The 22,996-nt window shown below is 64.7% G+C and carries 26 protein-coding genes and 1 tRNA gene; 10 read left to right on the forward strand and 17 right to left on the reverse strand.

Annotated features, from left to right (window positions below; genetic code table 11):
- Position 1: 1 nt before the first annotated feature.
- Positions 2-307 (reverse strand): Rieske (2Fe-2S) protein, encoded by a 306-nt coding sequence (locus EJ070_RS21680; protein ID WP_126093173.1) that lies wholly within the window; start codon positions 305-307, stop codon positions 2-4.
- 96 nt (positions 308-403) lie between these two features.
- Between EJ070_RS21680 and EJ070_RS21685 the strand changes: the two genes are divergently transcribed.
- The 3 genes from EJ070_RS21685 to ilvC all read left to right on the forward strand — a co-directional run bounded on the left by EJ070_RS21685 (position 404) and on the right by ilvC (position 2,920).
- Positions 404-859 carry a MarR family winged helix-turn-helix transcriptional regulator gene (locus EJ070_RS21685; protein ID WP_126093174.1) on the forward strand — a complete coding sequence of 152 codons (456 nt, stop codon included), beginning with the start codon at positions 404-406 and terminating at the stop codon, positions 857-859.
- A 233-nt stretch (positions 860-1,092) separates the two neighbouring features.
- Positions 1,093-1,770 carry a TetR/AcrR family transcriptional regulator gene (locus tag EJ070_RS21690; protein WP_126093175.1) on the forward strand — a complete coding sequence of 226 codons (678 nt, stop codon included), beginning with the start codon at positions 1,093-1,095 and terminating at the stop codon, positions 1,768-1,770.
- 130 nt (positions 1,771-1,900) lie between these two features.
- Positions 1,901-2,920, forward strand: a complete 1,020-nt coding sequence (gene ilvC, locus EJ070_RS21695; RefSeq protein WP_126093176.1) for a ketol-acid reductoisomerase — start codon at positions 1,901-1,903, stop codon at positions 2,918-2,920.
- Between the two features lie 186 nt (positions 2,921-3,106).
- On the opposite strand, the gene EJ070_RS21700 is transcribed toward ilvC, so the two are convergent.
- Together EJ070_RS21700 and EJ070_RS21705 are read right to left on the reverse strand one after the other, a co-directional pair.
- Entirely contained in the window at positions 3,107-3,391 is a 285-nt protein-coding gene (locus tag EJ070_RS21700; RefSeq protein ID WP_126093177.1) for a PilZ domain-containing protein, read from the reverse strand.
- 172 nt (positions 3,392-3,563) lie between these two features.
- Positions 3,564-4,166, reverse strand: a complete 603-nt coding sequence (locus tag EJ070_RS21705; protein WP_126093178.1) for a BA14K family protein — start codon at positions 4,164-4,166, stop codon at positions 3,564-3,566.
- 167 nt (positions 4,167-4,333) lie between these two features.
- Between EJ070_RS21705 and EJ070_RS21710 the strand changes: the two genes are divergently transcribed.
- Positions 4,334-5,446 carry an endonuclease/exonuclease/phosphatase family protein gene (locus tag EJ070_RS21710; protein WP_126093179.1) on the forward strand — a complete coding sequence of 371 codons (1,113 nt, stop codon included), beginning with the start codon at positions 4,334-4,336 and terminating at the stop codon, positions 5,444-5,446.
- A 4-nt stretch (positions 5,447-5,450) separates the two neighbouring features.
- Entirely contained in the window at positions 5,451-6,182 is a 732-nt protein-coding gene (locus EJ070_RS21715) for a hypothetical protein (RefSeq protein ID WP_126093180.1), read from the forward strand.
- Between the two features lie 80 nt (positions 6,183-6,262).
- On the opposite strand, the gene EJ070_RS21720 is transcribed toward EJ070_RS21715, so the two are convergent.
- Positions 6,263-7,360 carry a 1-aminocyclopropane-1-carboxylate deaminase gene (locus tag EJ070_RS21720; RefSeq protein ID WP_245464641.1) on the reverse strand — a complete coding sequence of 366 codons (1,098 nt, stop codon included), beginning with the start codon at positions 7,358-7,360 and terminating at the stop codon, positions 6,263-6,265.
- 149 nt (positions 7,361-7,509) lie between these two features.
- Here EJ070_RS21720 and EJ070_RS21725 point away from each other — a divergent pair, with 149 nt between their 5' ends.
- Positions 7,510-7,986 carry an Lrp/AsnC ligand binding domain-containing protein gene (locus tag EJ070_RS21725; protein ID WP_126093181.1) on the forward strand — a complete coding sequence of 159 codons (477 nt, stop codon included), beginning with the start codon at positions 7,510-7,512 and terminating at the stop codon, positions 7,984-7,986.
- 26 nt (positions 7,987-8,012) lie between these two features.
- Here the strand turns inward: EJ070_RS21725 and EJ070_RS21730 are convergent, their stop codons facing one another.
- From EJ070_RS21730 to EJ070_RS21740, 3 genes are read right to left on the reverse strand one after another with little or no spacing between them, the layout of a single operon-like run.
- Positions 8,013-9,230 (reverse strand): ABC transporter permease, encoded by a 1,218-nt coding sequence (locus tag EJ070_RS21730; RefSeq protein WP_126093182.1) that lies wholly within the window; start codon positions 9,228-9,230, stop codon positions 8,013-8,015.
- Complete coding sequence (locus tag EJ070_RS21735; RefSeq protein ID WP_126093183.1) at positions 9,227-9,931, reverse strand: ABC transporter ATP-binding protein; 705 nt, start codon at positions 9,929-9,931, stop codon at positions 9,227-9,229. Before EJ070_RS21735 ends, EJ070_RS21730 begins: the two co-directional genes overlap by 4 nt.
- Positions 9,932-9,934: 3 nt before the next feature.
- Complete coding sequence (locus tag EJ070_RS21740) at positions 9,935-11,221, reverse strand: efflux RND transporter periplasmic adaptor subunit (RefSeq protein WP_126093184.1); 1,287 nt, start codon at positions 11,219-11,221, stop codon at positions 9,935-9,937.
- Between the two features lie 134 nt (positions 11,222-11,355).
- On the opposite strand from EJ070_RS21740, the gene EJ070_RS21745 reads away from it, so the two are divergent.
- From EJ070_RS21745 to EJ070_RS21755, 3 genes are all read left to right on the forward strand, one after another.
- Positions 11,356-12,258 (forward strand): PhzF family phenazine biosynthesis protein, encoded by a 903-nt coding sequence (locus EJ070_RS21745; RefSeq protein WP_126093185.1) that lies wholly within the window; start codon positions 11,356-11,358, stop codon positions 12,256-12,258.
- A gap of 160 nt (positions 12,259-12,418) precedes the next feature.
- Positions 12,419-12,494, forward strand: a tRNA-Lys gene (locus EJ070_RS21750).
- A gap of 254 nt (positions 12,495-12,748) precedes the next feature.
- Positions 12,749-13,453 (forward strand): glycosyltransferase family 25 protein, encoded by a 705-nt coding sequence (locus EJ070_RS21755; protein WP_126093186.1) that lies wholly within the window; start codon positions 12,749-12,751, stop codon positions 13,451-13,453.
- Positions 13,454-13,665: 212 nt separating this feature from the next.
- Here EJ070_RS21755 and cobT read toward each other — a convergent pair whose 3' ends face one another.
- The 7 genes from cobT to cbiE are packed head-to-tail and all read right to left on the reverse strand — an operon-like array spanning position 13,666 to position 19,963.
- Positions 13,666-14,676 carry a nicotinate-nucleotide--dimethylbenzimidazole phosphoribosyltransferase gene (gene cobT / locus EJ070_RS21760; protein ID WP_126093187.1) on the reverse strand — a complete coding sequence of 337 codons (1,011 nt, stop codon included), beginning with the start codon at positions 14,674-14,676 and terminating at the stop codon, positions 13,666-13,668.
- A gap of 24 nt (positions 14,677-14,700) precedes the next feature.
- Positions 14,701-15,468 (reverse strand): adenosylcobinamide-GDP ribazoletransferase, encoded by a 768-nt coding sequence (gene cobS, locus EJ070_RS21765; protein ID WP_126093188.1) that lies wholly within the window; start codon positions 15,466-15,468, stop codon positions 14,701-14,703.
- Positions 15,465-16,781, reverse strand: coding sequence for a cobyrinate a,c-diamide synthase (locus EJ070_RS21770; RefSeq protein ID WP_126093189.1), 1,317 nt, complete (start codon positions 16,779-16,781; stop codon positions 15,465-15,467). Before EJ070_RS21770 ends, cobS begins: the two co-directional genes overlap by 4 nt.
- Complete coding sequence (gene cobA / locus EJ070_RS21775) at positions 16,778-17,593, reverse strand: uroporphyrinogen-III C-methyltransferase (protein ID WP_245464642.1); 816 nt, start codon at positions 17,591-17,593, stop codon at positions 16,778-16,780. Before cobA ends, EJ070_RS21770 begins: the two co-directional genes overlap by 4 nt.
- Positions 17,590-18,354 carry a precorrin-4 C(11)-methyltransferase gene (gene cobM / locus EJ070_RS21780; RefSeq protein WP_126093190.1) on the reverse strand — a complete coding sequence of 255 codons (765 nt, stop codon included), beginning with the start codon at positions 18,352-18,354 and terminating at the stop codon, positions 17,590-17,592. Before cobM ends, cobA begins: the two co-directional genes overlap by 4 nt.
- Positions 18,351-18,737 (reverse strand): cobalamin biosynthesis protein, encoded by a 387-nt coding sequence (locus EJ070_RS21785; protein ID WP_126093191.1) that lies wholly within the window; start codon positions 18,735-18,737, stop codon positions 18,351-18,353. The genes cobM and EJ070_RS21785 overlap by 4 nt, the downstream gene beginning before the upstream one ends.
- Positions 18,734-19,963: a precorrin-6y C5,15-methyltransferase (decarboxylating) subunit CbiE gene (cbiE, locus tag EJ070_RS21790; protein ID WP_126093192.1), complete on the reverse strand. Its 1,230-nt coding sequence runs from the start codon at positions 19,961-19,963 to the stop codon at positions 18,734-18,736. The genes EJ070_RS21785 and cbiE overlap by 4 nt, the downstream gene beginning before the upstream one ends.
- A 154-nt stretch (positions 19,964-20,117) precedes the next feature.
- On the opposite strand from cbiE, the gene EJ070_RS21795 reads away from it, so the two are divergent.
- Positions 20,118-20,882: a cobalt-precorrin-6A reductase gene (locus EJ070_RS21795; RefSeq protein ID WP_126095858.1), complete on the forward strand. Its 765-nt coding sequence runs from the start codon at positions 20,118-20,120 to the stop codon at positions 20,880-20,882.
- On the opposite strand, the gene EJ070_RS21800 is transcribed toward EJ070_RS21795, so the two are convergent.
- Genes EJ070_RS21800 through EJ070_RS21810 form a run of 3 tightly spaced genes read right to left on the reverse strand, consistent with a single transcriptional unit; the run spans position 20,846 to position 22,994 of the window.
- Positions 20,846-21,610 (reverse strand): precorrin-3B C(17)-methyltransferase, encoded by a 765-nt coding sequence (locus EJ070_RS21800; RefSeq protein WP_126093193.1) that lies wholly within the window; start codon positions 21,608-21,610, stop codon positions 20,846-20,848. The two genes, EJ070_RS21795 and EJ070_RS21800, sit on opposite strands and share 37 nt — an antisense overlap.
- Positions 21,607-22,365: a precorrin-2 C(20)-methyltransferase gene (locus tag EJ070_RS21805; protein WP_126093194.1), complete on the reverse strand. Its 759-nt coding sequence runs from the start codon at positions 22,363-22,365 to the stop codon at positions 21,607-21,609. The genes EJ070_RS21800 and EJ070_RS21805 overlap by 4 nt, the downstream gene beginning before the upstream one ends.
- A complete protein-coding gene (locus EJ070_RS21810) occupies positions 22,362-22,994 on the reverse strand; it encodes a precorrin-8X methylmutase (RefSeq protein WP_126093195.1) in 633 nt (210 codons plus the stop codon). The genes EJ070_RS21805 and EJ070_RS21810 overlap by 4 nt, the downstream gene beginning before the upstream one ends.
- Between the last annotated feature and the right edge of the window lie 2 nt (positions 22,995-22,996).

Consider the following 22,996-nt stretch of genomic DNA (forward strand, 5'->3'; position numbering starts at 1 on the left):
CTCACTCTCCCCAGACATAGTTCAGCGCGCCGTTCTCGACGCGGGTCGACAGGAACATCAGGCGCGAGCCTTTCGGCGCCGGGCCTTCGAGGCGCTCGCCGCTTTCCATGTCGAAGCGGGCGCCGTGCCACTGGCAGACAAATGTGCCGTCCTTGCAATCGAGCGGCCCGCCGAAATGCAGGCAGGCATTGGCCGCGGCGCGGATGCGCTCGCCGCTGCGCCAGACATGGACCTCGCGGCCGAAGAAAGGCGCGACCAGGCTGCCGGTCTGCGGGATGTCGGCCACTTTACAGATTTCGTGTTTCATCGGAGAACTCCTTATCGATGCAATTGCATCTATATGGATGCATCTGCATCGATCGTCAATCTTGATGCAATTGCATCTATCGAATAGAGTCCGTCGATGACGAAGAAATCTCCTTCGCCCGGTGCTGTCAAAACCTGGGGCCGCCTGCTGCGCGTGTCGCGCCAACTGGTCGAGAAGACCGAGGATATCTTGAAGGCCGGCGGCCTGCCGCCGCTCGCCTGGTATGACGTGCTGCACGAGCTTGCCGAGGCGGGCGAGGGTGGCTTGCGTCCATTCGAGCTGATCGATCGCGTGCTTTTGGCGCAGTACAACGTCTCGCGGCTGCTGGCCCGGCTGGAAGTGGACGGCCTGGTGGAAAAGCTGCCAGTCTCGGATGACGGCCGCGGCCAGACCGTGCGCATAACGCCAAGTGGCCGGGAGATGCGCCGCCGCATCTGGGCGGTCTATGGCGCGGCCATCGCCGATTTGATGGGCGACAAGCTTTCCGCCAAGGAGTTGGAGGTGCTGGCCAGCTTGCTCGGTCGGCTGCGCGATCCGCCGATCGGGGACTAAGGCGCGTCGCGCTGAGACGGATTCGGGCGACGCGCTTTGGTCTTTGTTTTGATGCATGTCGCTGTCGCAGAACCGCTGCACACTTCTAGCGACATGCACTAGCCGCGAGGTCTTTTCCGGATCCGGCCGTCTCGACTTTTCGGCAATGGCCCCTTGCATCGGAAGCCGGAATGCGCAATAAGCCGAACCGTAACGTACGGTACGCCCTAGAGGTAGCCGAGAACGGATAGAACGTGTTGCAGACCGGCGCCGACATCGACAATAGCGAAGGACTGACCGAGCGGCAGCAGGCCGTTCTGGACGCAGCACTTCGCCTGCTGGTCGAGGAGGGCGACAACCTCACCATGACCGCGGTGGCGCGGCGAGCAAGCTGTTCCAAGGAAACGCTCTACAAATGGTTCGGCGACCGGGACGGGCTGCTCACCGCAACGGTGCAGTGGCAGGCCTCGAAGGTGCGTGTAGCGCCGGTCGACCGCAAGGGCCTCACCCTTGCCTCGCTGACGGCAAGCCTCGAACGCTTCGCCTCCGACTGGCTGCGGGTGATCTCCAGCGATACGTCCGTCGCGCTGAACCGCGTCGCGGTCGGCCATGCCGGTTCCGGGAAAGATGACCTTGGCGCTATCGTACTACAGAATGGGCGTTTCGCGCTGGCCAGGCGCCTGAAGCCGGTGCTGGAAGCGGGACGCGAGGCCGGCCTGCTCGACTTCGACGACGCCGAGACGGCGTTCCGGACCTTTTTCGGGCTGGTCGCCCGCGACGTGCAGATGAGGCTTCTGCTCGGCGACCGACTGCAGTTGACCGAGGCGACGATCGGCGGCGATGCCGCGCGCGCGACGCACCAGTTTCTCGCTCTTTACGGATCAAGAACCGGGAGAGCAAATAACCGGCCGCCAGGCCCTGGAGCCGGATGATTTCAGGTCAGGTCGACCTGAAATCTGAATCCGGCTCCAAATCAAAGAGATAGAGCATGATGTCGTCCGAAAACCGCTTCACACTTTTCGGCATCATGCTCTGATCTTCAAAAACGGGAAGGAAGACGAAATGCGTGTCTATTACGATCGTGACGCCGATCTCAATCTGATCAAGGGCAAGAAGGTCGCCATCATCGGCTATGGCAGCCAGGGCCGGGCACATGCGCTCAACCTCAAGGATTCCGGCGTCAAGGAGATCGCCATCGGTCTGAAGGCCGGCTCGGCGACCGCCAAGAAGGTCGAGGCCGACGGGCTCAAGGTGATGAGCGTGGCGGATGCCGCCAAGTGGGCCGACCTGATGATGATGGCGACGCCTGACGAATTGCAGGCTGACATCTATAAGAACGAGATCGCGCCGAACATCCGCGATGGCGCCGCGATCGCCTTCGCGCACGGCCTCAACGTGCATTTCGGCCTGATCGAGCCGAAGGCCTCGGTCGACGTCGTCATGATCGCGCCGAAGGGCCCTGGCCACACGGTGCGCGGCGAATACCAGAAGGGCGGCGGCGTGCCGTGCCTGGTGGCCGTCAACCACGATGCCTCGGGCAACGCGCTCGACCTCGCGCTCTCCTACGCATGCGGCGTCGGCGGCGGCCGCTCAGGCATCATCGAGACCAACTTCCGCGAGGAATGCGAGACCGACCTGTTCGGCGAGCAGGTGGTGCTGTGCGGCGGCCTGGTCGAGTTGATCCGCGCCGGTTTCGAGACGCTGGTGGAAGCCGGCTACGCGCCGGAAATGGCCTATTTCGAGTGCCTGCACGAAGTGAAGCTGATCGTCGACCTGATCTATGAGGGCGGCATCGCCAACATGAACTACTCGATCTCGAACACCGCCGAATGGGGCGAATATGTCTCGGGCCCGCGCATCATCACCGCCGACACCAAGGCCGAGATGAAGCGTATCCTGAAGGACATCCAGACCGGCAAGTTCACCTCGGAGTGGATGCAGGAGTATCGCGCCGGCCTGTCGCGCTTCAAAGGCATCCGCCGCATGAACGACAGCCACCAGATCGAGGAAGTCGGCGCGAAGCTCCGCGCGATGATGCCGTGGATCGCCAAGAACAAGCTGGTCGACAAGGCGAAGAACTAGGAAGCCTGCGCCAATTCTACCCTGCCGGCCTGCTGCAGGTTTTTGCGCTTCCGGTGCTCACGGACTTCAAGTCCGCTCCGCTGCGGTTCTCGAAACCCGCACCAGCTGACTCGGCAGGGCGAATGTCATCAGACTTCCCGCGTGAAACATCAAAGTCGGCGGAGCGATCCGCCGGCGTTTTCATGCTCAACCATAATGCCAGCGCGGTTTCGGCTCGGTGCCGGTGAACTCGACGCCGATACGGTCCTCCCGGCGCCAGCGGACGACCGCCTTGTAGCCGATGCCGTCGGTCGGCACGTAAAGCAGGAATTCGTCGGGCACGCGCGCCTCGACCGGCACCTTCAGTTCGGCGCCGCCGGGATGCATGTTGCGCACCGTGCATTTGACTTCGGAATTGTTGACGCCGGTCAGAATCGCCGCGCCTTTCAGCACGCGTTGCCGGTGCTTGTCTCTCGACTCGTTCTCAGCCATGGCGGGCAAGTCCTAACGGATCGCAACATGACGATCGTCATGCGGTGGCACCGCATCACGGATAGATGTCCCTGCTAAATTTAGGGTTACATTGCCCCCGCAAGCGATCTCTTTTTGCCGAAATAGAAACGGCGCCGCGATGGGCGCCGTTTCATTCTTCCTGTCGACGGGCTCAGATATAGGGCGAAATGCACTGCCGGCGCGGGCCATAGTAAGGCTGGAACGTGTTGTCCCAGGCCCGATACGAGCGGTAGCGGTCATAGCACCATTGGACATGGGCCCTGGACAGCCGCTCGGTCCGGTAGATGCGCCGCGGCTGGTAGTAGCGCGGATAGGGATCATAATAGTAGGGATCGTAGTAGTTGCCGTAGGCCAAGCTGCCCAGGCCCAGGCCGAGGCCTAAGCCAAGCAGGGCGGCGTCACCATCATTGAAATGCCGATGATGGCGGTGATGGCGCCAGCGCCAGTCGCCATTCCAATCGCCGCCATCCCAGTTGCGGGAGAAATGGCGGCTGCGGAAGTTGTCGCCGCGCCACCTGAAGTCGCGGCCGCGCCACTCGCCACCGCGCCGCCAGCGCCAGTCATACATCTGCGGCGAGTAGTTGTTGCCGCCGGCCCATTCGTCACGGACCGGGATGATTTGCGGCGCGGTCGCATTGGTCGCGGTCGAAAGATCGGGCTGCAGGATCGGGCCGGCAATCGACGGCACCGCCAAGCCCGCAAGAAGACCCAAGGTCATCAACCCGGATCCGAGGGAAGACAAGAGCGGTTTCATTTCACTCTCCAAGGAGTAAAGGCCCCACGCCCAGAAACACCCCGGGAATGGGCCTATTGATGGAACTTTTCGTCTGAACGGAAGATGAACGGAAAGGTTCCGTCAACCATGACGGGCATGCGCCTGGCTCTTGTGCTCGCCGTCGCTTGCGGGCAAAGGTCTCGGCCATGTCGCTGCGCCTCGCCACCTTCAACGTCGAGAACCTGATGAACAGGTTCGATTTTTCCGGCTATCGCAACCAGCTCAACGAGGACCGTACGCTGGCGCTGTTCGACATCCAGAGCGAGGCCGAATACAGGCTGCTGGAACAGGCGCGCGCCATCGCCCAGTCCGACGATACCCGCCAACTGACGGCGCTCGCCATAGCGGCAACCCGCGCCGACATCATCTGCATGCAGGAGGTCGACAACATCGAGGCGCTGAAGGCCTTCGAATATGGCTATCTCTTCAAGATGATCGGGCAGGGCTACCGCCAGAAATTCACCACCACCGGCAATGACGCCCGCGGCATCGATGTCGCGGTGATGATGCGCAGCGAGACCGCGCAGGGCCAGCCGATCGAGTTCGTGCGCATGACCAGCCACGCTTATGTCACGTTCGAGCAGTTCGACCTGTTCACGCCGGAACTGGCGGCGCTCGGGTTCCTGGCCAACGAGCGTATCTTCAGGCGCGACTGTCTGGAAATCGACGTGACGGTAGGCGGCGTGCCGCTGACGCTTTATCTGGTGCATTTCAAATCGATGGGTTCGCCGCGCAACGGGCTCGACGGCCGCGAGGCGACGATGCCGCTGCGCATCGCCGAGGCGCAGGCCGTGCGCCGTATCATCGAGGAGCGTTTCGGCAAGGATCATGCGGCGGACAAGCGCTGGGCGATCTGCGGCGACATGAACGACTATCGCCAGCGCGTGAAGATCGAAGGTGACAGCTTCGACGGCTATCGCTTCGAGGTGGTCGACGAAGCCCAGTCCGCTATCAGCGTTCTGACCGCCGGCGGGTTCTGCGAAAATGTCGTCGAGCGGCGGCCGGAGATGGATCGCTGGAGTTTCTACCACACACGTGGACCGGAAGAGCGGCATCTCTGCCAGCTCGACTATATCCTGCTGTCGAAAGCGTTTGCCGCGAAGAACGCGACGGCGGTTCCGGACATCATCCGCAACGGCCAGCCCTGGCGCACCATCTTTCCGCCGGGGCAGGAAGTCGAACGTTTCCCGCGTGCCGGCTGGGACAGGCCGAAGGCCTCCGACCATTGCCCGGTGGTGATCAACCTGGACATGGCGTGAGCCCGTGAGTTTCGACCTGCCACGCAACGTCATTCTGCCCGTCGACGAGGTCGACGTACGGCTCGACTCAAATTCTCATCCCTTCGAGCGCGACAACGAGGCAGCGATTGCCGAAAACTGGCAGCGCGAAATGGCAGCAAAGCCGGCGCTCTACGATGGCACCGTGGTGCTGCTTTCGGCGCTCGCCTATCGCGACAGCCGGCTTGTCGGCCGCTGCCATGCCGTGAAGTATTCGACCTTCATGCTCTGGCGCAAAAACCGTGAGCGGAGCGGCGCCGAGCATGCCTATGCGCATGCCGTGCTGGTTGCCGGCGACAATGCGCTGGTGGCGATCCGCATGGGCTCGCATACGGTGAACGCCGGCCGCGTCTATTTCGCCGCCGGCTCCTTCGAGCCGATCGATTTCCGCGACGGCCTCGTCGATGTCGACTTCAACATGATCCGCGAAGTGGGCGAGGAGACAGGGCTCGACCTGTCGGCGGCTCAGCGCGGACGGCGCTGTTACGCGCTTTCGACAGCGAACGGCACGGTGATCTTCCGTCGCTACCGGGTCGCCGAGCCGGCCGATGAAATCGTGCGGCGCATCAGTGATTTCGTTGCCGCCGAAACCGAACCCGAAATCGAAGCTCCGGTCGTCATCCGCAGCGCCGATGATCTACCGGACGGGCTGATGGGCCATATGAAGCCGCTCATCGAATGGCATTTTGCGGAGAGCGACGAGAACTCCGACCTTTAATGTTACCTTGCAGGGGCGCGCGAAAATACTCCCGCGCCCCGTCAACCCATCGCCGGCCTGCCACCTGGACGGAAGCCGGACTATGGAAAGATTGGAGCCAACGCGTCATCCGGCGCGACCGCCGGGACGCCGGGCTTGCCCGCGAGGACTGTAGCTGGGCCATCGTCCTTGTAATAGTAGCTGTAGCCATTGATGGCGGGCGCGCCGCCAAGATGCGCGTAAAGAATTCTCGAACCTTCGGGGAAGAAGCCTTTCCTGGCCAGATCGATCAGGCCCTGCATCGACTTCCCCTCATAGACCGGATCGGTGATCATGGCCTCCGTGCGCGCCGCCAGCCGGATCGCGTCATTCGTCGCCTCCGAGGGAACGCCATAGGCCGGATAGGCATAGTCGGGATTGATCACGATTTCGTCGTCGCGCACGGCGCGGCCCAGCCCGACAAGGGCGGCGGTGTCGTCGACGATGCGGCGGACCTGGGCACGGGTCTGGGCGAGCGTTCCCGAGGCATCGATCCCGATCACGCGGTCGGCGCGGCCTTGCGCGGCGAAGCCAACGATCATGCCGGCCTGCGTCGAGCCGGTCACGACGCACACGATGATGTAGTCGAAAGCAAAGCCAAGCTCGGTTTCCTGCCTGGCCACCTCCTCGGCGAAACCGACATAGCCCAACCCGCCGAACTTATGCACCGAGGCGCCGGCCGGGATCGGATAGGGCTTGCCGCCTGCGTCCTTCACCGACTGGATTGCATCCTCCCAGCTTTTGCGGATGCCGATATCGAAGCCGTCGTCGACAAGCCGGCTGTCCGCGCCCATCAGACGCGTCAGCAGGATGTTGCCGACCCGGTCGTAGACCGCATCATAGTGCGGGACCCATTTTTCCTGGATCACCACGCACTTCATGCCGATCTTGGCCGCCGTCGCCGCGACCAGGCGCGTATGGTTCGACTGGACGCCGCCGATCGATACCAGCGTGTCGGCACCGGTGCGAATAGCGTCCGGCACGATATACTCGAGCTTTCGCAGCTTGTTCCCGCCCATGGCGAGCCCGGAATTGCAATCATCTCGCTTTGCGTAGACCTGCACCTTCCCGCCCAACGCCGCGCTCAGACGCGGCAGATGCTCGATCGGCGTCGGGCCGAAGGTCAGCGGATACCGTTCAAACTTTTCGAGAAGTGACATCGATTTGCCTCCGCCATGGTCGTTCTTTCGATAGGCAGAGGATAGACGAATTAGAGCGAAAGGTGCTCTCGAAGGTTCTCTCAGGATTTTTGCTGTTCTACAAGAAAATGCGCTAAGATTGCGGTAATCGTTCATTGAAAACCGCTCAAATGGAAGAATCTTCCACTTCAGCTCTCGACCGCATCGACGTCAAGATCCTGCGGGTCCTTCAGGCCGAGGGACGGTTGACCAATGCGGAGCTCGCGGCTCGCGTGAATGTCAGCGCCGCCACATGCCACCGGCGCACGCAGCGCCTGTTCGAAGAGGGCTATATCACCGGGGTCAGGGCGGAGATCGCGCCCGCCGCGGTAGGGCTTGGCGCGCTGGTGATGGTCGGCGTCGTGCTCGACCGTTCCACCCCGGAAAGCTTCGCCGCCTTCGAAGAGGCCGCGCTCAAGCTCAAGGAGGTGCTGGATTGCAATCTGGTGGCGGGCGACTTCGATTATCTGCTGAAGATAAGAGTTCGGGACATGGCGGATTTCAACAAGCTTCACGGGCAGAAGCTGATCGCGCTGCCGGGCGTCCGGCAGACCCGAACCTTCTTCGTCATGAAGGAGGTCAAGGAGAATGCGCGGCTTCCGTTTTGACGGGCTCTGCAACCCAAGGACGCAGCCTATTCATGCCTCAGCGCATCGATCGGGTCGAGCCTTGCGCCGCGCAGCGCCGGGAAGAAGCCGAACACCACGCCGATCAGCGCCGAGAAACCGACGGCGAGCAGGATGACTGCCGGGCTCGGCGCAAAGGGTATGGTCAACGTCGCCGAGGCAAGGCCGGCGAGCGCAAGCCCGATCAGGATGCCGATGATGCCGCCAAGCAACGACAGCACGGTCGCCTCGACCAGGAACTGGATGAGGATGTGCTTCTCATGCGCGCCGATCGCCAGCCTGATGCCGATCTCGCGCGTGCGTTCGGTGACGGACACCAGCATGATGTTCATGATGCCGATGCCACCGACCAGCAGGCTGACGCCGGCGACCGCGCCCAGCATGCCGGTCATGGTGGTGGTGGCGCTGGCCATCGCGTCGGCGATCTGGGTCATGTCGCGGATCGAGAAATCGGGATCGCGGTCCGGCGTGATGCGGCGCGTGTCACGCAGGATGTCCTCGACGCGCGGCTGCAGTTCGGTGGTCGGCGTGCTGTTGTCGGCAGCGATGTAAATGTTGTCGATGTCGCGGTTGCCGGCGATGCGCCGCTGATAGGCGGCAAGAGGCATCAGCACGACGTTGTCCTGGTCCTGGCCGAAGCCGGTATAGCCCTTCGGTTCCAGCAGGCCGACGATCCTGCACGAGGTGCGGTTGACACGGATGATCTCGCCCTCCGGATCGCCGGCGCCGAAGAACTGCTGGCGCACTGTCTCGCCGATCAGGCACACCCCAGCGCCGGCGCGGGTCTCGGAATCACTGAACGGGCGGCCGGAAACCAGTTTCCAGTCGCGCGCGTCGAGATAGGCGCTGTCGGTGCCGGTCACGCCCGACGTCAGGCTTTCCGTGCCGAAGATGACGCGCACCTGCTTTTGCGAGGCCGGGGCGATGGCGCGGGCGCCGCTGAGATGGGCGACGAGCGCCGCAAGGTCCTTGTCGGCGAGGGGGCGGGTGGCCTGGTCGAGCCCGCCCGGTCCGCCCGGTCCGGCGGGTCGGCCGGAGCGCACGACCAGAAGATTGCTGCCGAGCTTCGAGATATCGGCCTTGACCTTCTCGGTGGTGCCGGAACCGATGGTGAGCATGGCGATGACAGCCGCCACGCCGATGACGATGCCAAGCAGGGTCAGGAACGAGCGCAGCACGTTCCTGCGGATGGAAATCAGCGAAAGGCGGACGGTCTCCCAGATCATGCGGCCTCGGCTTTTGCTGCGTCCGAGGCGACATGGCCGTCGAGGAAGCGCACGGTGCGGCTGGCATACTCCGCGACATCGGCCTCGTGCGTGACCATGACGATGGTGAGGCCGAGTTCGGCATTGAGCCTGGTCAGCAGGTGCATGATCTCGTGCGTGCGTGCCGTGTCGAGATTTCCCGTGGGCTCGTCGGCGACGAGCAACGTCGGCTTGGTGACGATGGCGCGCGCGATCGCAACGCGCTGCTGCTGACCGCCCGAGAGTTCGGCCGGCGTATGGTGCTCCCGGCCGACAAGTCCGACCTCGGCCAGCGCGTGCATTGCGAGATCGCGGCGTTCGCGAGCGGAAACACCGCGATAGATCAGCGGCAGCTCGACATTCTCGGCCGCCGTGGTGCGGGGCAGGAGATTATAGCCCTGGAAGACGAAGCCGACATAGAGGTTGCGCAGCACGGCACGGCGGTTGCGGTCGAGCCTGCCGGCATCGACGCCCATGAAGCGGTAGGTTCCGGCCGTCGGCGTGTCGAGACAGTCGATGACGTTCATGGCGGTCGACTTGCCAGAGCCGGACGGTCCCATGATGGCGACGAACTCGCCGCGGCGTATCGCAAGATCGACGCCGGCAAGCGCGTCCACGCGCGCCTCGCCCTCGCCATAGCTCTTCCAGACCTTGTCGAAGGTGATGAGCAGGGGAGCGGACACGGATCAGCTCCGCTGCTGCGAGCCGGTGATGACCTCGGCGCCCTGGTCGAGGCCGGACGTGATCTCGGTCAATTCGCCGTCGGTCGAGCCGATCCTGACGTTGACGGCATGCGGCCGCCCGTTTTCCAGCACATAGATCGTGCGTGAGCCGTCCGTCGGCGTCTTTGTCGCCTCACGCTGCCGGTTGGGACGGCCCATGCGGCCGGTGAACAGGTCGCGCAAGCTCCAGCCGCGGGCCGCCTGTTCGGCCGGACGATAGCGGAAGGCGGTGGCCGGCACGGTCAGCACACCCTTGGCCTGCCTGGTCACCACCGCGACGGTGGCGGTCATTCCGGGCCTGAGCAGACGCCCGCCGTTGTCGACTTCAAGCCGGGCATTGTAGGTGACGACGCCGTCGGTGGTGACCGAGGCGTAGGAGATGTCGCGGATCTCGGCGTCGAAGGGACGGTCCGGAAAAGCGTCGACGGTGAAGCGGGCATGCTGGCCGGGTTTGACCTGGCCGATATCGGCCTCGTCCACCGCCGCCTGCAGCTCCATGTTCCGCAAGTCGGCTGCGATGACGAACAGCACCGGCGCCTGCAGCGAGGAGGCGACCGTCTGGCCGGGATCGACCGAGCGCGTGAGCACGATGCCGTCGATCGGGGCATAGATCGTGCTCTTGGCAAGGTCGGTCTGCTGCGCCTTGAGATCGGCCTCAGCGATGGCGAGGTTGGCTTCGGCGCTGTCGAGCGCCGCCTTGGAGCGGTCGCGCGTCGCGGTCGCAGCTTCGAGCGACTGGTCCGTCGCCATGCCGCGCTTGGTAAGCGCGCTCGCGCGGACCACCGCTTTCTCGTTTTCCTGCAGCGTGACTTTGGCATCCTCCACGGCCGCCGCTGCCGCCTTGGCCGAGGCGGTGGCGCGTTCGATCTGGACCTCGAGCTTGGCGGTGTCGAGCGTCGCCAGCACGTCGCCCTTCTTGACCTGCTGGTTTTCGCTGACCGCGACCGAGCGGACGATGCCGGACAGCTCGCTGGAGATGTCGACCTGCGTCAACGGCTGAAGCGTGCCGGTCGCCGACACCTGGACGGTGAGGTCGGCGACCGTCGCCGGAGCGGTCGTGTATTCGATCCGGGGCGGGGCGGCGGCGTTCCAACGGTAGACGCCAATCACGACCGCCACGACCGCCAGCGCCAGCAGCGCGTAGAGCCAGCCGCGACGGCGCTTGCGGATCATGCCTTTGCGGTCGAGCCCGAGAGCTGCCTCGATGGAAGTATCGGATTCCGCCTTTGGCGGATTGACAACCTGGTCCACCCCGGACCCCTATAGCGAAGAATTGATGTCCCTATTTGTGCACAAATCATGCCTTAAGGTTCGAATTTCAAATTAAATTTCCCTCATGTTGGGATTGAGGCGGAAGATTCGGAGCGAGGCGGAAGGCTTTCTCGATGGCGCGCAGCTACTTGCTTTACGATGTGTTCACGACCGAGCGGCTGGCCGGGAATCCGGTCGCCGTGGTGCTCGACAGCGAGGGGCTGGACACGGCCGCCATGCAGGCGATCGCACGCGAATTCAACCTGTCCGAGACGGTTTTCGTGCTGCCGCCCGAAAATCCCAAGCACAGCAACCGTATCCGTATCTTCACGCCCGACTACGAGATGCCGTTCGCCGGCCACCCGACGGTCGGTTCGGCTATCGCGCTTGCGGAGCTGAAAGGCGAGACGACAGGCATCTTTGTGCTGGAAGAAAACATCGGCCCTGTGCGTTGCGCGGTGAGCAAGCATGATGGCGCCATTTTCGCGGAGTTCGACCTGGCGAAACTGCCGGAGCGCCTGGAACTCGTCGCCGACCCGGAAATGATCGGCGCGGCGCTCGGTCTTGCTCCGCACGAGATCGGCTTCGAGAATCACCGCGTTTCCTTCTGGTCGGCCGGCGTGCCCTACGTCACCATTCCGGTCTCCGGCCTCGAAGCGGCCGCAAAAGTCAGGCTGGACAACCAGGCCTGGTCGGAACTCGCGCCGCGCAAGAGCGAATGGGCCTTTGCCAGCCCCTATGTCTATTGCCGCGACAGGGTGCATCACGACAGCGCCTTCCATGTCCGCATGATCGTGCCTGGCAATCCCTCGTACGAGGACCCGGCGACCGGCTCGGCCGCGGCCGCCTTTGCCGGCACCATCATGCATTTCGATGGTCCAACGGACGGAATCTCACAGCTCTGGATCGAGCAGGGGCTGGAAATGGGCCGGCCTTCGCGCATCCGCCTCGAGCTCAATGTCGACGGCGGAAAACTGGCCTCGGCGCGCATCGGCGGCCATGCGATCCGGGTCGCGGAAGGCAAGTTGTTCGTCTGACCGGTGCGGCTTTTTTTGAGCGAGCATGATCTTTTCCGAAAACCGGAATCCACTTTTCGGGATCATGCCGTGTCGATTTGTCGGGAAATGATCCGGCAGGGCTGGACATCGCCGAAACCGGCGGCTATATGCCCGCCGACGCTGGGTTTCCCGGCGGTGTGGGTGTGTAGCTCAGTTGGTAGAGCAGCTGACTCTTAATCAGCGGGTCCACAGTTCGATCCTGTGCACACCCACCAATTAACTATCTGATATTATTCTTTTTTCCGCTGCGACGCCAGCGCATCGGGCTGCCAACGGTTTGCAATTCTGACCGCTGGTTTCCAATTCGCGTTGTGTTCCTGATCCAGGCTGCCGGACCTCGGAGGCCATTCGAATTTGAGCTGAGAACTTTAACATCCCGCCGTCAAAGCAGCAGGCGGCTAATCGTCTATCGCTAAGGTGACAATCTATAAAAATAGGATATAGCGGTGAGCCCAAGGGGGGTGGGGCTATGTTCAAAGACCAAGTCTTTATTCGTATATGCCATGTGAAAACCGGCTATGAAGACCGGGAGCGGCACATTGTTGCGGAATTTGGCAGTCGCGGCGTACCGGTAAACTGGTATCTGGATCATGACATTGCCGACCTTCTCGATGAGGAGCAGCGTTCAGGGAGGGCCGCGGAGGTGTCGCTGTCGCGTAAGCATATCGGGATATGGCATGACTTCCTGAAAACCGATCTGCCGTATTGCCTGGTCTTCGAAGATGATGTGTTTCTTGCTCGCAACTTCGTCACACGCTTGGCCGACTGCCTCAAGGAAATCGGAACGGACCGGAAGGCAGTCGTATACCTTGGAAATGGCGGAAATTACTACACGCCGCGATCCACGCTGAGGAAGGGGCAGTTCCTGTATCCCGGGAAGCACTCCAGATGCACGGATTCCTATATCCTCACGCGGTCGGCCGCCGAGGCTCGATGCCAGTGGTTCAGCGCCAGCAAACTGGTCCGGCCGATCGACTGGGAAGTCAATGATAGCGACCGAGAGACCGGGACAGAAATTCTGTGGTTCGAAAGGCCGATCGTCGAACAAGGCACCCACAACGGCCGCTTTGCTACATCGATCTCACCGAAGCGGCAAAGGCCACTCTGGTACAAGCGCTCAGAGTGGGCCTTTAAGAAGTACCGCCGAAAGGTATTTGGTCACACCGCTGGCTAGAGCAATTCCAGGAAAAGTGTGTAACGGTTTTCCGTCAGGAATTGCGTAAAAACAAATACTTAGAGCGGTTCAGCGATTCCGTGAAACGCTGAGCCGCGCTAAGAGTTCCAGGAAAACCGGAGCCGATTGCGAAGGAACTCTATTCAACAACGGCCTAGATCAGATCATGCGGCCCGCGTGCTAAGCTGGTTCTTCAACCGGCTTGCCGCTTGTCAGTTCTCCGATACACCCGCCTCGGCGAAGCTCGCCATCCTGGCATGGCATTCCAGCGCCGAGCGGACGATGTTGACCGCAAGGCAGGCGCCGGAGCCTTCGCCGAGCCGCATGCCGAGGTCGAGCAGCGGCGGCAGGCCGAGCGCTTCGAGCAGGCGGCGGTGGCCCGATTCGGCCGAGACATGAGCGGCGATGGTGTGGGCAAGCCCGGTCGGATGCAGCCTTGCCAACGGTGCAACGGCGGCGGTGCAGACGAAGCCGTCGAGCAGCACCGGGATATTGTTGCGGCGGGCGGCGAGCGTTGCGCCGAAAATCGCTGCAAGCTCGCGTCCGCCGAGTGCCGCGGCAATCTTCAATGGATCGGAGAGCGAATCGGCATGGCGCTTGAGGCCGGCCTCGATCGCGGTGATCTTGCGGATCAGGCCTGCGTCGTCGACGCCGGTACCGCGGCCGGTCCATTTTTCCGCGCCGCCGCCGAAGAGGGCGGCCGAGATCGCGGCGGCCGGCGTGGTGTTGCCGATGCCCATCTCGCCGAAGCAGACGAGATCGAGGTCCTTGGTCACGGCGTCATAGCCGACCGAGACGGCGGCGAGGAAGGCCTGCTCGTCCATGGCCGGCACCTGCGTGAAATCGCCGGTCGGATGGTCGAGATCGAGCGGGATGACATCGAGCTTGGCGCCGGCAACACGGGCGAGCTGGTTGATGGCAGCACCCCCGCCGGCGAAGTTCGCCACCATCTGTACCGTGACTTCCGACGGATAGGCCGACACGCCCTGCGCGGTGACGCCGTGGTTGCCGGCAAAGACGAAGACCTTCACTGCGTCGAGCTTCGGCATTTCGCGGCCTTGCCAGCGGGCCAGCCAGGCGGCGATCGATTCCAGCCGGCCGAGGCTGCCTTGCGGCTTGGTCAGAGTGTCCTGCCGTCGGGCGACGGCACCAGCGGCGGCGTCGCTGCCGGCGGGCAGATCGAGGCAGGCGGCGCGAAGGTCTTCGAGCGATTTGAACGACATGGGGGCAATGTCTCCAGTGGAGAGTCAGAGGGATAGGGAAACTGAGGCAACGAGCAGGACCGCGATCTCGCCGAGCTGCTGCAGCGCACCGATCGTGTCGCCGGTCTGGCCGCCGATCTGACGGTGGCAAAGCGCGCGGAAGGCGGTAAACGAGAGGCTGAGCAAGACGAGTGCGGCAATCGCGCCGCCAAGGCCGAGCGCCAATAGCGACACGGCGCCAAGTGCCGCGCCGATGATAGCGGTCTCGGCGCTGACAGTGCCGGCAGTGGCGGAAAGACCGTCGGAGCGGGCGGGCGGCAGAAGATGCATGAAGGCGCCGAACAGCCCGCGCGAGGCGGCGTGAGCAGCAAGGAGGGCCAGGAACACATGGCTGGGGCCGGCCAGTGCGGACAGCGCGCTCCAGCGGATGAGCAGCGAGATGCCGAGGGTAGCGGCGCCATAGGCGCCGATGCGGCTGTCGCGCATGATCTCCAGCTTCTTCTCGCGCGTCTTGCCGCCGCCGAAGCCGTCGGCGATGTCGGAAAGTCCGTCCTCGTGCAGGCAGCCGGTGGCGAGCATCGTCGCGGCAAGGGCGAGCGCTGCGGCCGGACCGGTGGCTACACCCAGCCCGGAAGCGACAGCGTAGACGAGCGCGCCGATGATGGCGACGGCGAGACCGGCAAAGGGTGCCGCCCAGATCGCGTCGGCAAGGCTGCGACCGCCGAAATCGCTAGACGGCAGCCTCAACCTGGTGAAGAAGACGAGGCTGAGGCCGATATCGTCAAGCAATTGCCGAGGTGCGGAAGGGCTCATGCGCCCCTCGCAATGGCGTGGAAGAAGGTGCCGCTGACATGGCCGCGTCGATAGCCGGAGGCTCCAAGCGGGTTGCCCTGGCCGTCGGCGAGGTCGGCCAGCGGCTCGTCATTGCCGGTGGCCGTCATCTGCGCATAGTGGAACTCATGACCGCGGATCAGCGTGCCTTCGGGCCCCAACGGGCAGGCGGCGCGTAGGCGCGCCTCACGGTAACCGAGATTCATCTTCCGCTTGGCGAAGCTGGTCGAGTGGCCGAGCAGGCCGAGCATGTTGTGGCTTTGGCCGTCCGCGTCCTCCAGCACCTCGCCCAGCACCATGAAGCCGCCGCACTCACCGTGCACGGGCTTTGTCTGTGCGAAGCGCACCATTCCCGCGCGGAAGTTCGTCGCGGCCGCAAGCTTGCCGGCATGCAATTCGGGATAGCCACCGGGCAGCCAGCAGACATCGCAGTCTTCGGCCGGCGCCTCGTCGGCGAGAGGGGAGAAGGGCACGATCTCGGCGCCGGCCATGCGCCAATGCGCGGCGACATGCGGGTAGAGGAAGGTGAAGGCAGAGTCCTCGGCCAGCGCGATGCGCTGTCCCGGCGCCTGCAATGCATCGCCGAAGTCGCCAGCCGCCGGTTCCAGCGGTGTCGCCAACGCCAGGATGGCGTCGATATCGAGCGACTTCTCGACCATATCGGCCAGCCGGTCGAGATGCGCCATCAGGTTTTCGTATTCGCCGGCTTGCACAAGACCGAGATGCCGTTCCGGCAGGTTAAGGGTGGGGTCGCGCATGATGGCGCCGACCACCGGCAAGCCGATCGCCTCGATCGCGTCGCCCGACAATCGCCGGTGGCGTTCGCTGCCCAAGCGATTGAGCACGACGCCGGCCATGCGCACATCCGGATCGTAGGTGGCAAAACCCTTGGCTACGGCAGCCGCCGTGGTCGACTGTCCAGAAACGTCGAGCACCAGAAGCACCGGCAAGCCATAGAGCCTGGCGAGATCGGCAGCCGAGCCCGATCGGCCTTGCGGAGCGGGGATGCCGTCGAACAGACCCATCGCGCTTTCGAGGATGACGTATTCGGCATCCTCCGCTGCCTGTGCGGCCAGAGCGTTGAGCAGGGAAGGGGACATCGCCCAACCGTCGAGATTGACGCCTGACAGGCCCGTGGCGGCGGCGTGGAAGCCGGGGTCGATATAGTCCGGCCCGGACTTCGCGCCGCGCACCTTCAGTCCGCGCCGGGCGAGCGCGCGCAGCAGGCCGATGGTGACGCTGGTCTTGCCCGAACCGGAGCGCGGCGCGCCGATGATGATCGCGCGGGCGGTCACAATCCACCTGCCAGTGCCGCGCGCATGGCGACGATCTCGCCGACGACGATCAGCGCCGGCGAGGCGAGCCCGGCGGCCGCGGCCGCCTCGGCGATTGTCACGAGCGTTGCGACAACGATGCGCTCTTGCGGCGTGGTCGCCGCGACGATCACGGCGGCAGGAGTGGAGGGCGCAAGGCCGCCGCTGAGCAGCTTCGCCGCTATCACCGGCAGATTGGCCATGCCCATATAGACGACGACGGGCTGGCCCGTGCGCGCGATCGCGGCCCAGTCGATGTCGTCATCGGTGCCCGCGGCATGGCCGGTGGCGAGGATGACGGCCTTGTTGATGCCACGCATGGTGGCGGGAATGCCGGTCGCGGCCAAGGCGCTCAGGCCGGAGGTCAGGCCGGACAACACCCGGAACGGAATGTTTTCGCGCGCGAGCGCCAAAGCTTCTTCGCCGCCGCGGCCGAAAATATAGGGATCGCCGCCCTTCAGGCGCACGACGCGGCGGCCTTCGCGGGCAAGACGCACCAGTAGGGCGTTGATGTCGTCCTGCTTCATCGAGGGCTGGCCGCCGCGCTTTCCCGCGTAGAAAAGCTCGGCGCCTTCAGCAACCGCCACGACATCGGGCGAGACCAGCGCGTCATAAACCAGCGCGTCGCACTGGCCAAGCGCCGCCAGCACTTCCAGAGTCAGGCAGCCGGGATCGCCGGGGCCGGCGCCGGCCAGCCAGACATGGCCGGGCTCCAGCGCGCGCGGCTTGAAGTTCAGCCGCGCCAGTGCCTGCTCGACCGTTGCCCGTCCGTTTCTGTTGGCGCCGTAGTTCACAATCCGTCCCGTCCGCGAAAACGCCGCTGGTAGTGGGCGTCGTAAAGTGAACTTTCGCCGAAATCCTGCGCGGCCAAGGCGCTGCCGACGAAGATGATCGCCGTGCGCTCCATCGGGTTTTCCGCGAGCTGCGCTTCGATGGTGCCCAGAGTGCCGGTCAGAATGCGCTCGTCCGGCCAGGAGGCGCGGAAAACGACCGCTACCGGGCACTCGGCTCCGTAGAGCGGCGTCAGATCGGCGACGATGCTGTCGATGGCGTGGATGGCAAGATGGATGGCCAGCGTGGCGCCGGTGCGGCCGAAGCCGGCAAGCGTCTCGCCGGGCGGCATTTTCGAGGCGCGGCCGGAGACACGAGTGAGCACGAGGCTCTGGGCGAGCTCGGGAATGGTGAGCTCGCGGCGCAGCGCGGCAGCGGCAGCGGCGAAGGAGGGGACGCCCGGCGTCAGCGTGTAAGGAATGCCGTGTTTTTCCAGCCGCCTTATCTGTTCGGCCACCGCGCTCCAGACCGAAAGGTCGCCGGAGTGCAGGCGCGCGACGTCCTGGCCGGCCTTGTGGGCGGCGAGATATTCGGCCTCGATCTCGTCGAGCGACATCGGCGCGGTGTCGATCAGTCTGGTGCCCGGCGCGCAATGTTCGATCAGTTCCGGCGCGACGATCGAGCCGGCATAGAGACATACGGGGCAGGTCGCCAGCAGGCGACTGCCGCGCAAGGTGATGAGGTCGGCCGCGCCCGGGCCGGCGCCGATGAAATGGACCGTCATGCGGTGCCTCCGCCAAGAGCGATGGCGCAGGTCACCGGGCCGAGCACGGTGCGCGGCCCGAGCAGTTTTGCGTCCTTGCCGGCCGCTGCCAGCGCCGAGGCTTCCGAAACCGACGGCGTGCCGGCATGAGTCTCTGACAGTTCGGAATGGCTAACTGTGCCGCCGGAAGCGGCCTGCAACGCGTCGTCGGTGACAACGATCACCGGCAGGTCGAGGTCGCGCCCGGCGAGGAAGATCGCTTCCTCCTCGCGTTTGACTTCGCCTGTGGCGAGCGCCGAAAGTGCTGTCATCGCCAGCCCGTGCGCTTCGAGCGCGGTCTCGATCGCGGCGCGCACGTCGCGCGCCGTCACACCTTTCCGGCTGCCGATGCCCGCGACCATCATGGCTTCACCCAGCTCCATTGCATGACCGGCATGGCCGGACGCCAGGCCTGCATGGACCCGACCGGTGCCGCGCGCGAAAGCGCGATGCGGGTGAGGTCGCCGCCACGCCTGGTGTGCTGATCGAGAAGCAGCGCTTCCATCTCCAGCGTCACCGCGTTGGCGACGAGCCGGCCGCCGGCACTCAGCGCCTTGATCGCCTTCCCAAGCACGCCGGCATCGCTGCCGCCACCGCCGATGAAGATCGCGTCCGGCGTCTCGAGCTTGGCGAGCGCCTTGGGTGCCGTGCCTTCGACCACGACAAGGCCGGGCACGCCGCAATGCGCGGCGTTGCGGCGGATGCGGGCGGCGCGCTCCTCGTCGGCCTCGATGGCGATGGCGCGCATCGAAGGGTGGGCGAGCATCCATTCGATGCCGATCGAGCCGGAGCCGGCGCCGATATCCCACAGCAACTCGCCGCGGCGAGGCGCCAGCGCCGACAGTGTGATGGCGCGGATCTCTCGTTTGGTGATCTGGCCGTCATGCTCGAACAGATGATCGGCAAGGCCGACGGTCAAAGGCAGGATGCGCGCATCCGTCGTCGATTCAACTTCAAGCGCCAGCACGTTGAGCGAATTGATTTTTTTGAGATCGAAGGCATCGGCGCGGGCGGTGCGATGCTTTTCCTCGGGACCGCCGAGCGCTTCAAGGACCGTCAATCGCGAAGGCCCGAAGCCATTCTCGTCGAGCAGTCCTGCGATGGCCGCCGGTGCGTCGCCGTCCGATGTGAGCGCGAGGATGCGCGCGCCGGGATGGAGCAGGGGGCGGATGAGGTCGATCGGATGGCCGTGAAGCGAGATTGCTTCGACATCCTGGAGAGCCCAGCCGAGACGAGAAGCGGCCAGCGATAGCGACGACGGTGCCGGCAGCACGAGCATCTCATCCGGCGTGACCTTGCGCGCCAGCGTGACGCCGACGCCGTGGAAGAATGGGTCGCCGGAGGCAAGCACGCAGACGTTTTTGCCCGCCAGCGCCAGCACGTCGCGCATTTCGGCGTCGAACGGCGTCGGCCAAGGGCGCGCCTCGCCCTTGGCCAAGCTTGAGACGAGCCCGAGGTGCCGCTTGCCACCAAAAACGACTGCGGCCTCGGCAATCCGCTGCTTGGCCTCGTCGCCGAGACCCGCTACACCGTCCTCGCCGATACCGACGATGGTCAGCCATTTCCGCGTTGGCTGCTTTTTTTTTGACATGCCGCGCCGCCCCTCATCCGCCTGCCGGCACCTTCTCCCCGTATAGTGACGGGGAGAAGGAGACTGGCTGCAACGCTGCCGACCCCCTCTCCCCGTCCTTACGGGGAGAGGGTAAGGGTGAGGGGCAGCGCAGGCGCTGCGCATCATGGTGCCCATGAAGAACATTCTGATCCTCGGCGGAACCACCGAAGCCCGGCAGTTGGCGGGAAAGCTTACCCGTCGCGCGGATTTCTCGGTCACGCTGTCGCTGGCCGGCCGCACCGAAAGTCCCGTCGCGCAGGGCGTGCCGATGCGCGTCGGCGGCTTCGGTGGCGCGGAAGGGCTTGCGGGCTATCTCCGTGAAGAACACATCGATCTGCTGATCGACGCGACGCATCCTTACGCGGCGCGCATTTCGGCCAATGCCGCTGAAGCGGCCAGGCAAACCGGTTTGCCGATCCTCGCCCTGCGTCGCCCGGGCTGGGAGCCGGTCACGGGCGATCGCTGGACGCTGGTCGACAGCGTCACCGAAGCGGCGCGGGCGCTTGGCACCGCCGCGCGCCGCGTGTTCCTGGCGATCGGCCGGCAGGAGGCCGGTGCCTTCGAGGCTGCTCCGCAGCATCGCTATCTCATCCGCAGCGTCGATCCGGTGGAGCCGAAGCTGGCGGTGCCGGATGCGGTCTACCTGCTGGCGCGCGGGCCGTTTCCGGAAGCAGATGAAAGGGCGCTGCTCGAAAAGCACGGCATCGATGTTGTCGTGTCGAAGAACAGCGGCGGCGAGGCGACCTACGGCAAGATCGCCGCGGCGCGGGCGCTCGGCATCGAGGTGATCATGGTGCGCCGGCCGCCTCTGCCGGACGTTCCTTCGGCCCAAACCGTCGATCAACTGGCCGCAAAAGTCGATCATCTTTTCGACCCTGTTGCCGAACGCGGCGTGTAGACCAGCGCTGGGCGTTCGCCGCGCTTGATGATCCGGGTCTCGGGCGAGCCGATGATGATGCAGGTCGCCATGTCGGCTTTTTCCGCATCGGCGTCAGCCAGCAGGTACACCTCGATGCGCTCGTCCGGCCGGCCGGCCGCGCGGCCGAAGATCACCGGCGTGGTGCCGGGCAGGATCGCTCTCAGGCATTCGAAGGCGCGGCCGAGCTGCCAGGGGCGCGCCTTGCTGATCGGATTGTAGAGCGCGATGACGAAGCCGGCGCCGGCCGCCGCCAGCAATCTCAGCTCGATCAGGTCCCAAGGCTTCAGATTGTCCGAGAGCGAGATGGCGCAGAAATCATGGCCGAGCGGCGCGCCGATGCGGGCGGCAACCGCAAGCATGGCAGTAACGCCAGGGACGACGGCGAGGTCGATGGCTCGCCACTCCTGCGGACCCGCTTCGATCGCCTCGCAGACGGCGGCTGCCATGGCAAAGACACCGGGGTCGCCGCCGGAAACGACAGCGACGTTGTGGCCTTCGGCCGCTTTGGCGAGTGCCTCGTTGGAGCGGGCGAGCTCCTCGCGATTGTCGGAGGCGACGCGGGTCTGGTCCTCCCTCAGCTCGAGCCGATCGAGATAGGGCTTGTAGCCATAGAAGAAGGAAGCCTCGGCCACGGCGCGGCTTGCCTCCGGCGTGACCTGGTCGGCATTGCCGGGACCGAGACCGATGACGGTGAGGCGGCCGCTCATGGCTTTGCTCCGGGGGCTCCGGGACGGGCGGACCAGCCGGCGATCAGAACGATGGCGAAATAGGGCGCCTTGTCGTCCGGCTTTTCGGTGAGCCGCATCGAGACGCTGCCCGACATGGTGCCGCGTTCCACATAGACGGCTTTCGCCAGCTTGCCGGACGCTTCCAGCGCGCGGCGGATTTTTGGCAGGTTGCGGCCGACCTTCATGATGACGGCGGCATCGGTGTCGGCGAGGCGCCGCGTCAGTTCGAACTCGCTCATCGTGCCCGGAAGCACGGTCAGCACGTCATCGCCCTGGACGATCGGCAAGCCGGTTGCCGACCAGCAGCCCGACATGGCGGTGATGCCGGGGATGACTTCGGTCGGGAAGCGGTGCGCAAGGCGGACATGCAGATGCATATAGGAGCCGTAGAAGAGCGGATCGCCCTCCGACAGCACCGCGACCATCTTGCCGGCGCCAAGATGCCCGGCGATCTGCTCGGCCGATTGCTCGTAGAAATCGGTGATCTGCGAACGGTAGTCGTCGTGATCCTTGTCGATCTCGGTTGTCACCGGATAGAGCAGCGGCAGCTCGATCATATCCGGCCGGAAGCGCGCCTCGACGATGGCGCGGGCATTGCTGTTGTTGCCGCGCTTGGCGAAGTAGGCAACGACATCGGCCTCGGCCAGGGCGCGCGCCGCCTTCAGCGTCAGCAGTTCCGGATCGCCGGGGCCGGTGCCGACGCCGACCAGGCGTCCTTTCGGGAGAGCGTTCACAGGCCTGGCCTCGCCAACGAATTAAGCGCCGCCGCTGTCATGGCGCTGCCGCCCAGCCTGCCGCGCACGATGGCATAGGGCACGCCATAGGAATTCTCGGCCAGCGCATCCTTGGATTCGGCGGCGCCGACGAAGCCGACCGGCATGCCGATGATCGCGGCCGGCTTCGGCGCGCCGTCGCGCAATTTTTCGAGCAGATAGAAGAGCGCGGTCGGCGCGTTGCCGATGGCAACGACCGATCCGGCCATGCGCTCGCCCCAGAGGTCGATCGCGGCGGCCGAGCGCGTGTTGCCGATCTGTTTGGCGATATCGGCGGTGCGCGCGTCGCGCAGCGTGCAGATCACCTCATTGCCGGCCGGCAGCCGGGCGCGCGTGACGCCATGCGCGACCATCTCCGCATCGCAGAAGATCGGCGCGCCGGCGGCAAGCGCCGCGCGGGCCGCATCGACGAAACCCTTCGAGAAGACGAACTGGCCGGCGGCTTCGACCTGCCCGCAGGCATGGATCATGCGGATCGCGACATCGGCCTCCGCCTCGGAGAAGCGCGAAAGGTCGGCCTCGGCGCGGATGATGGCGAAGGAGCGCTCGTAGATCGCCATCCCGTCATGGATATAGTCGTAGGCGTCCATTC

It is taken from the genome of Mesorhizobium sp. M1E.F.Ca.ET.045.02.1.1 (assembly GCF_003952485.1).
Lineage (GTDB): Bacteria > Pseudomonadota > Alphaproteobacteria > Rhizobiales > Rhizobiaceae > Mesorhizobium.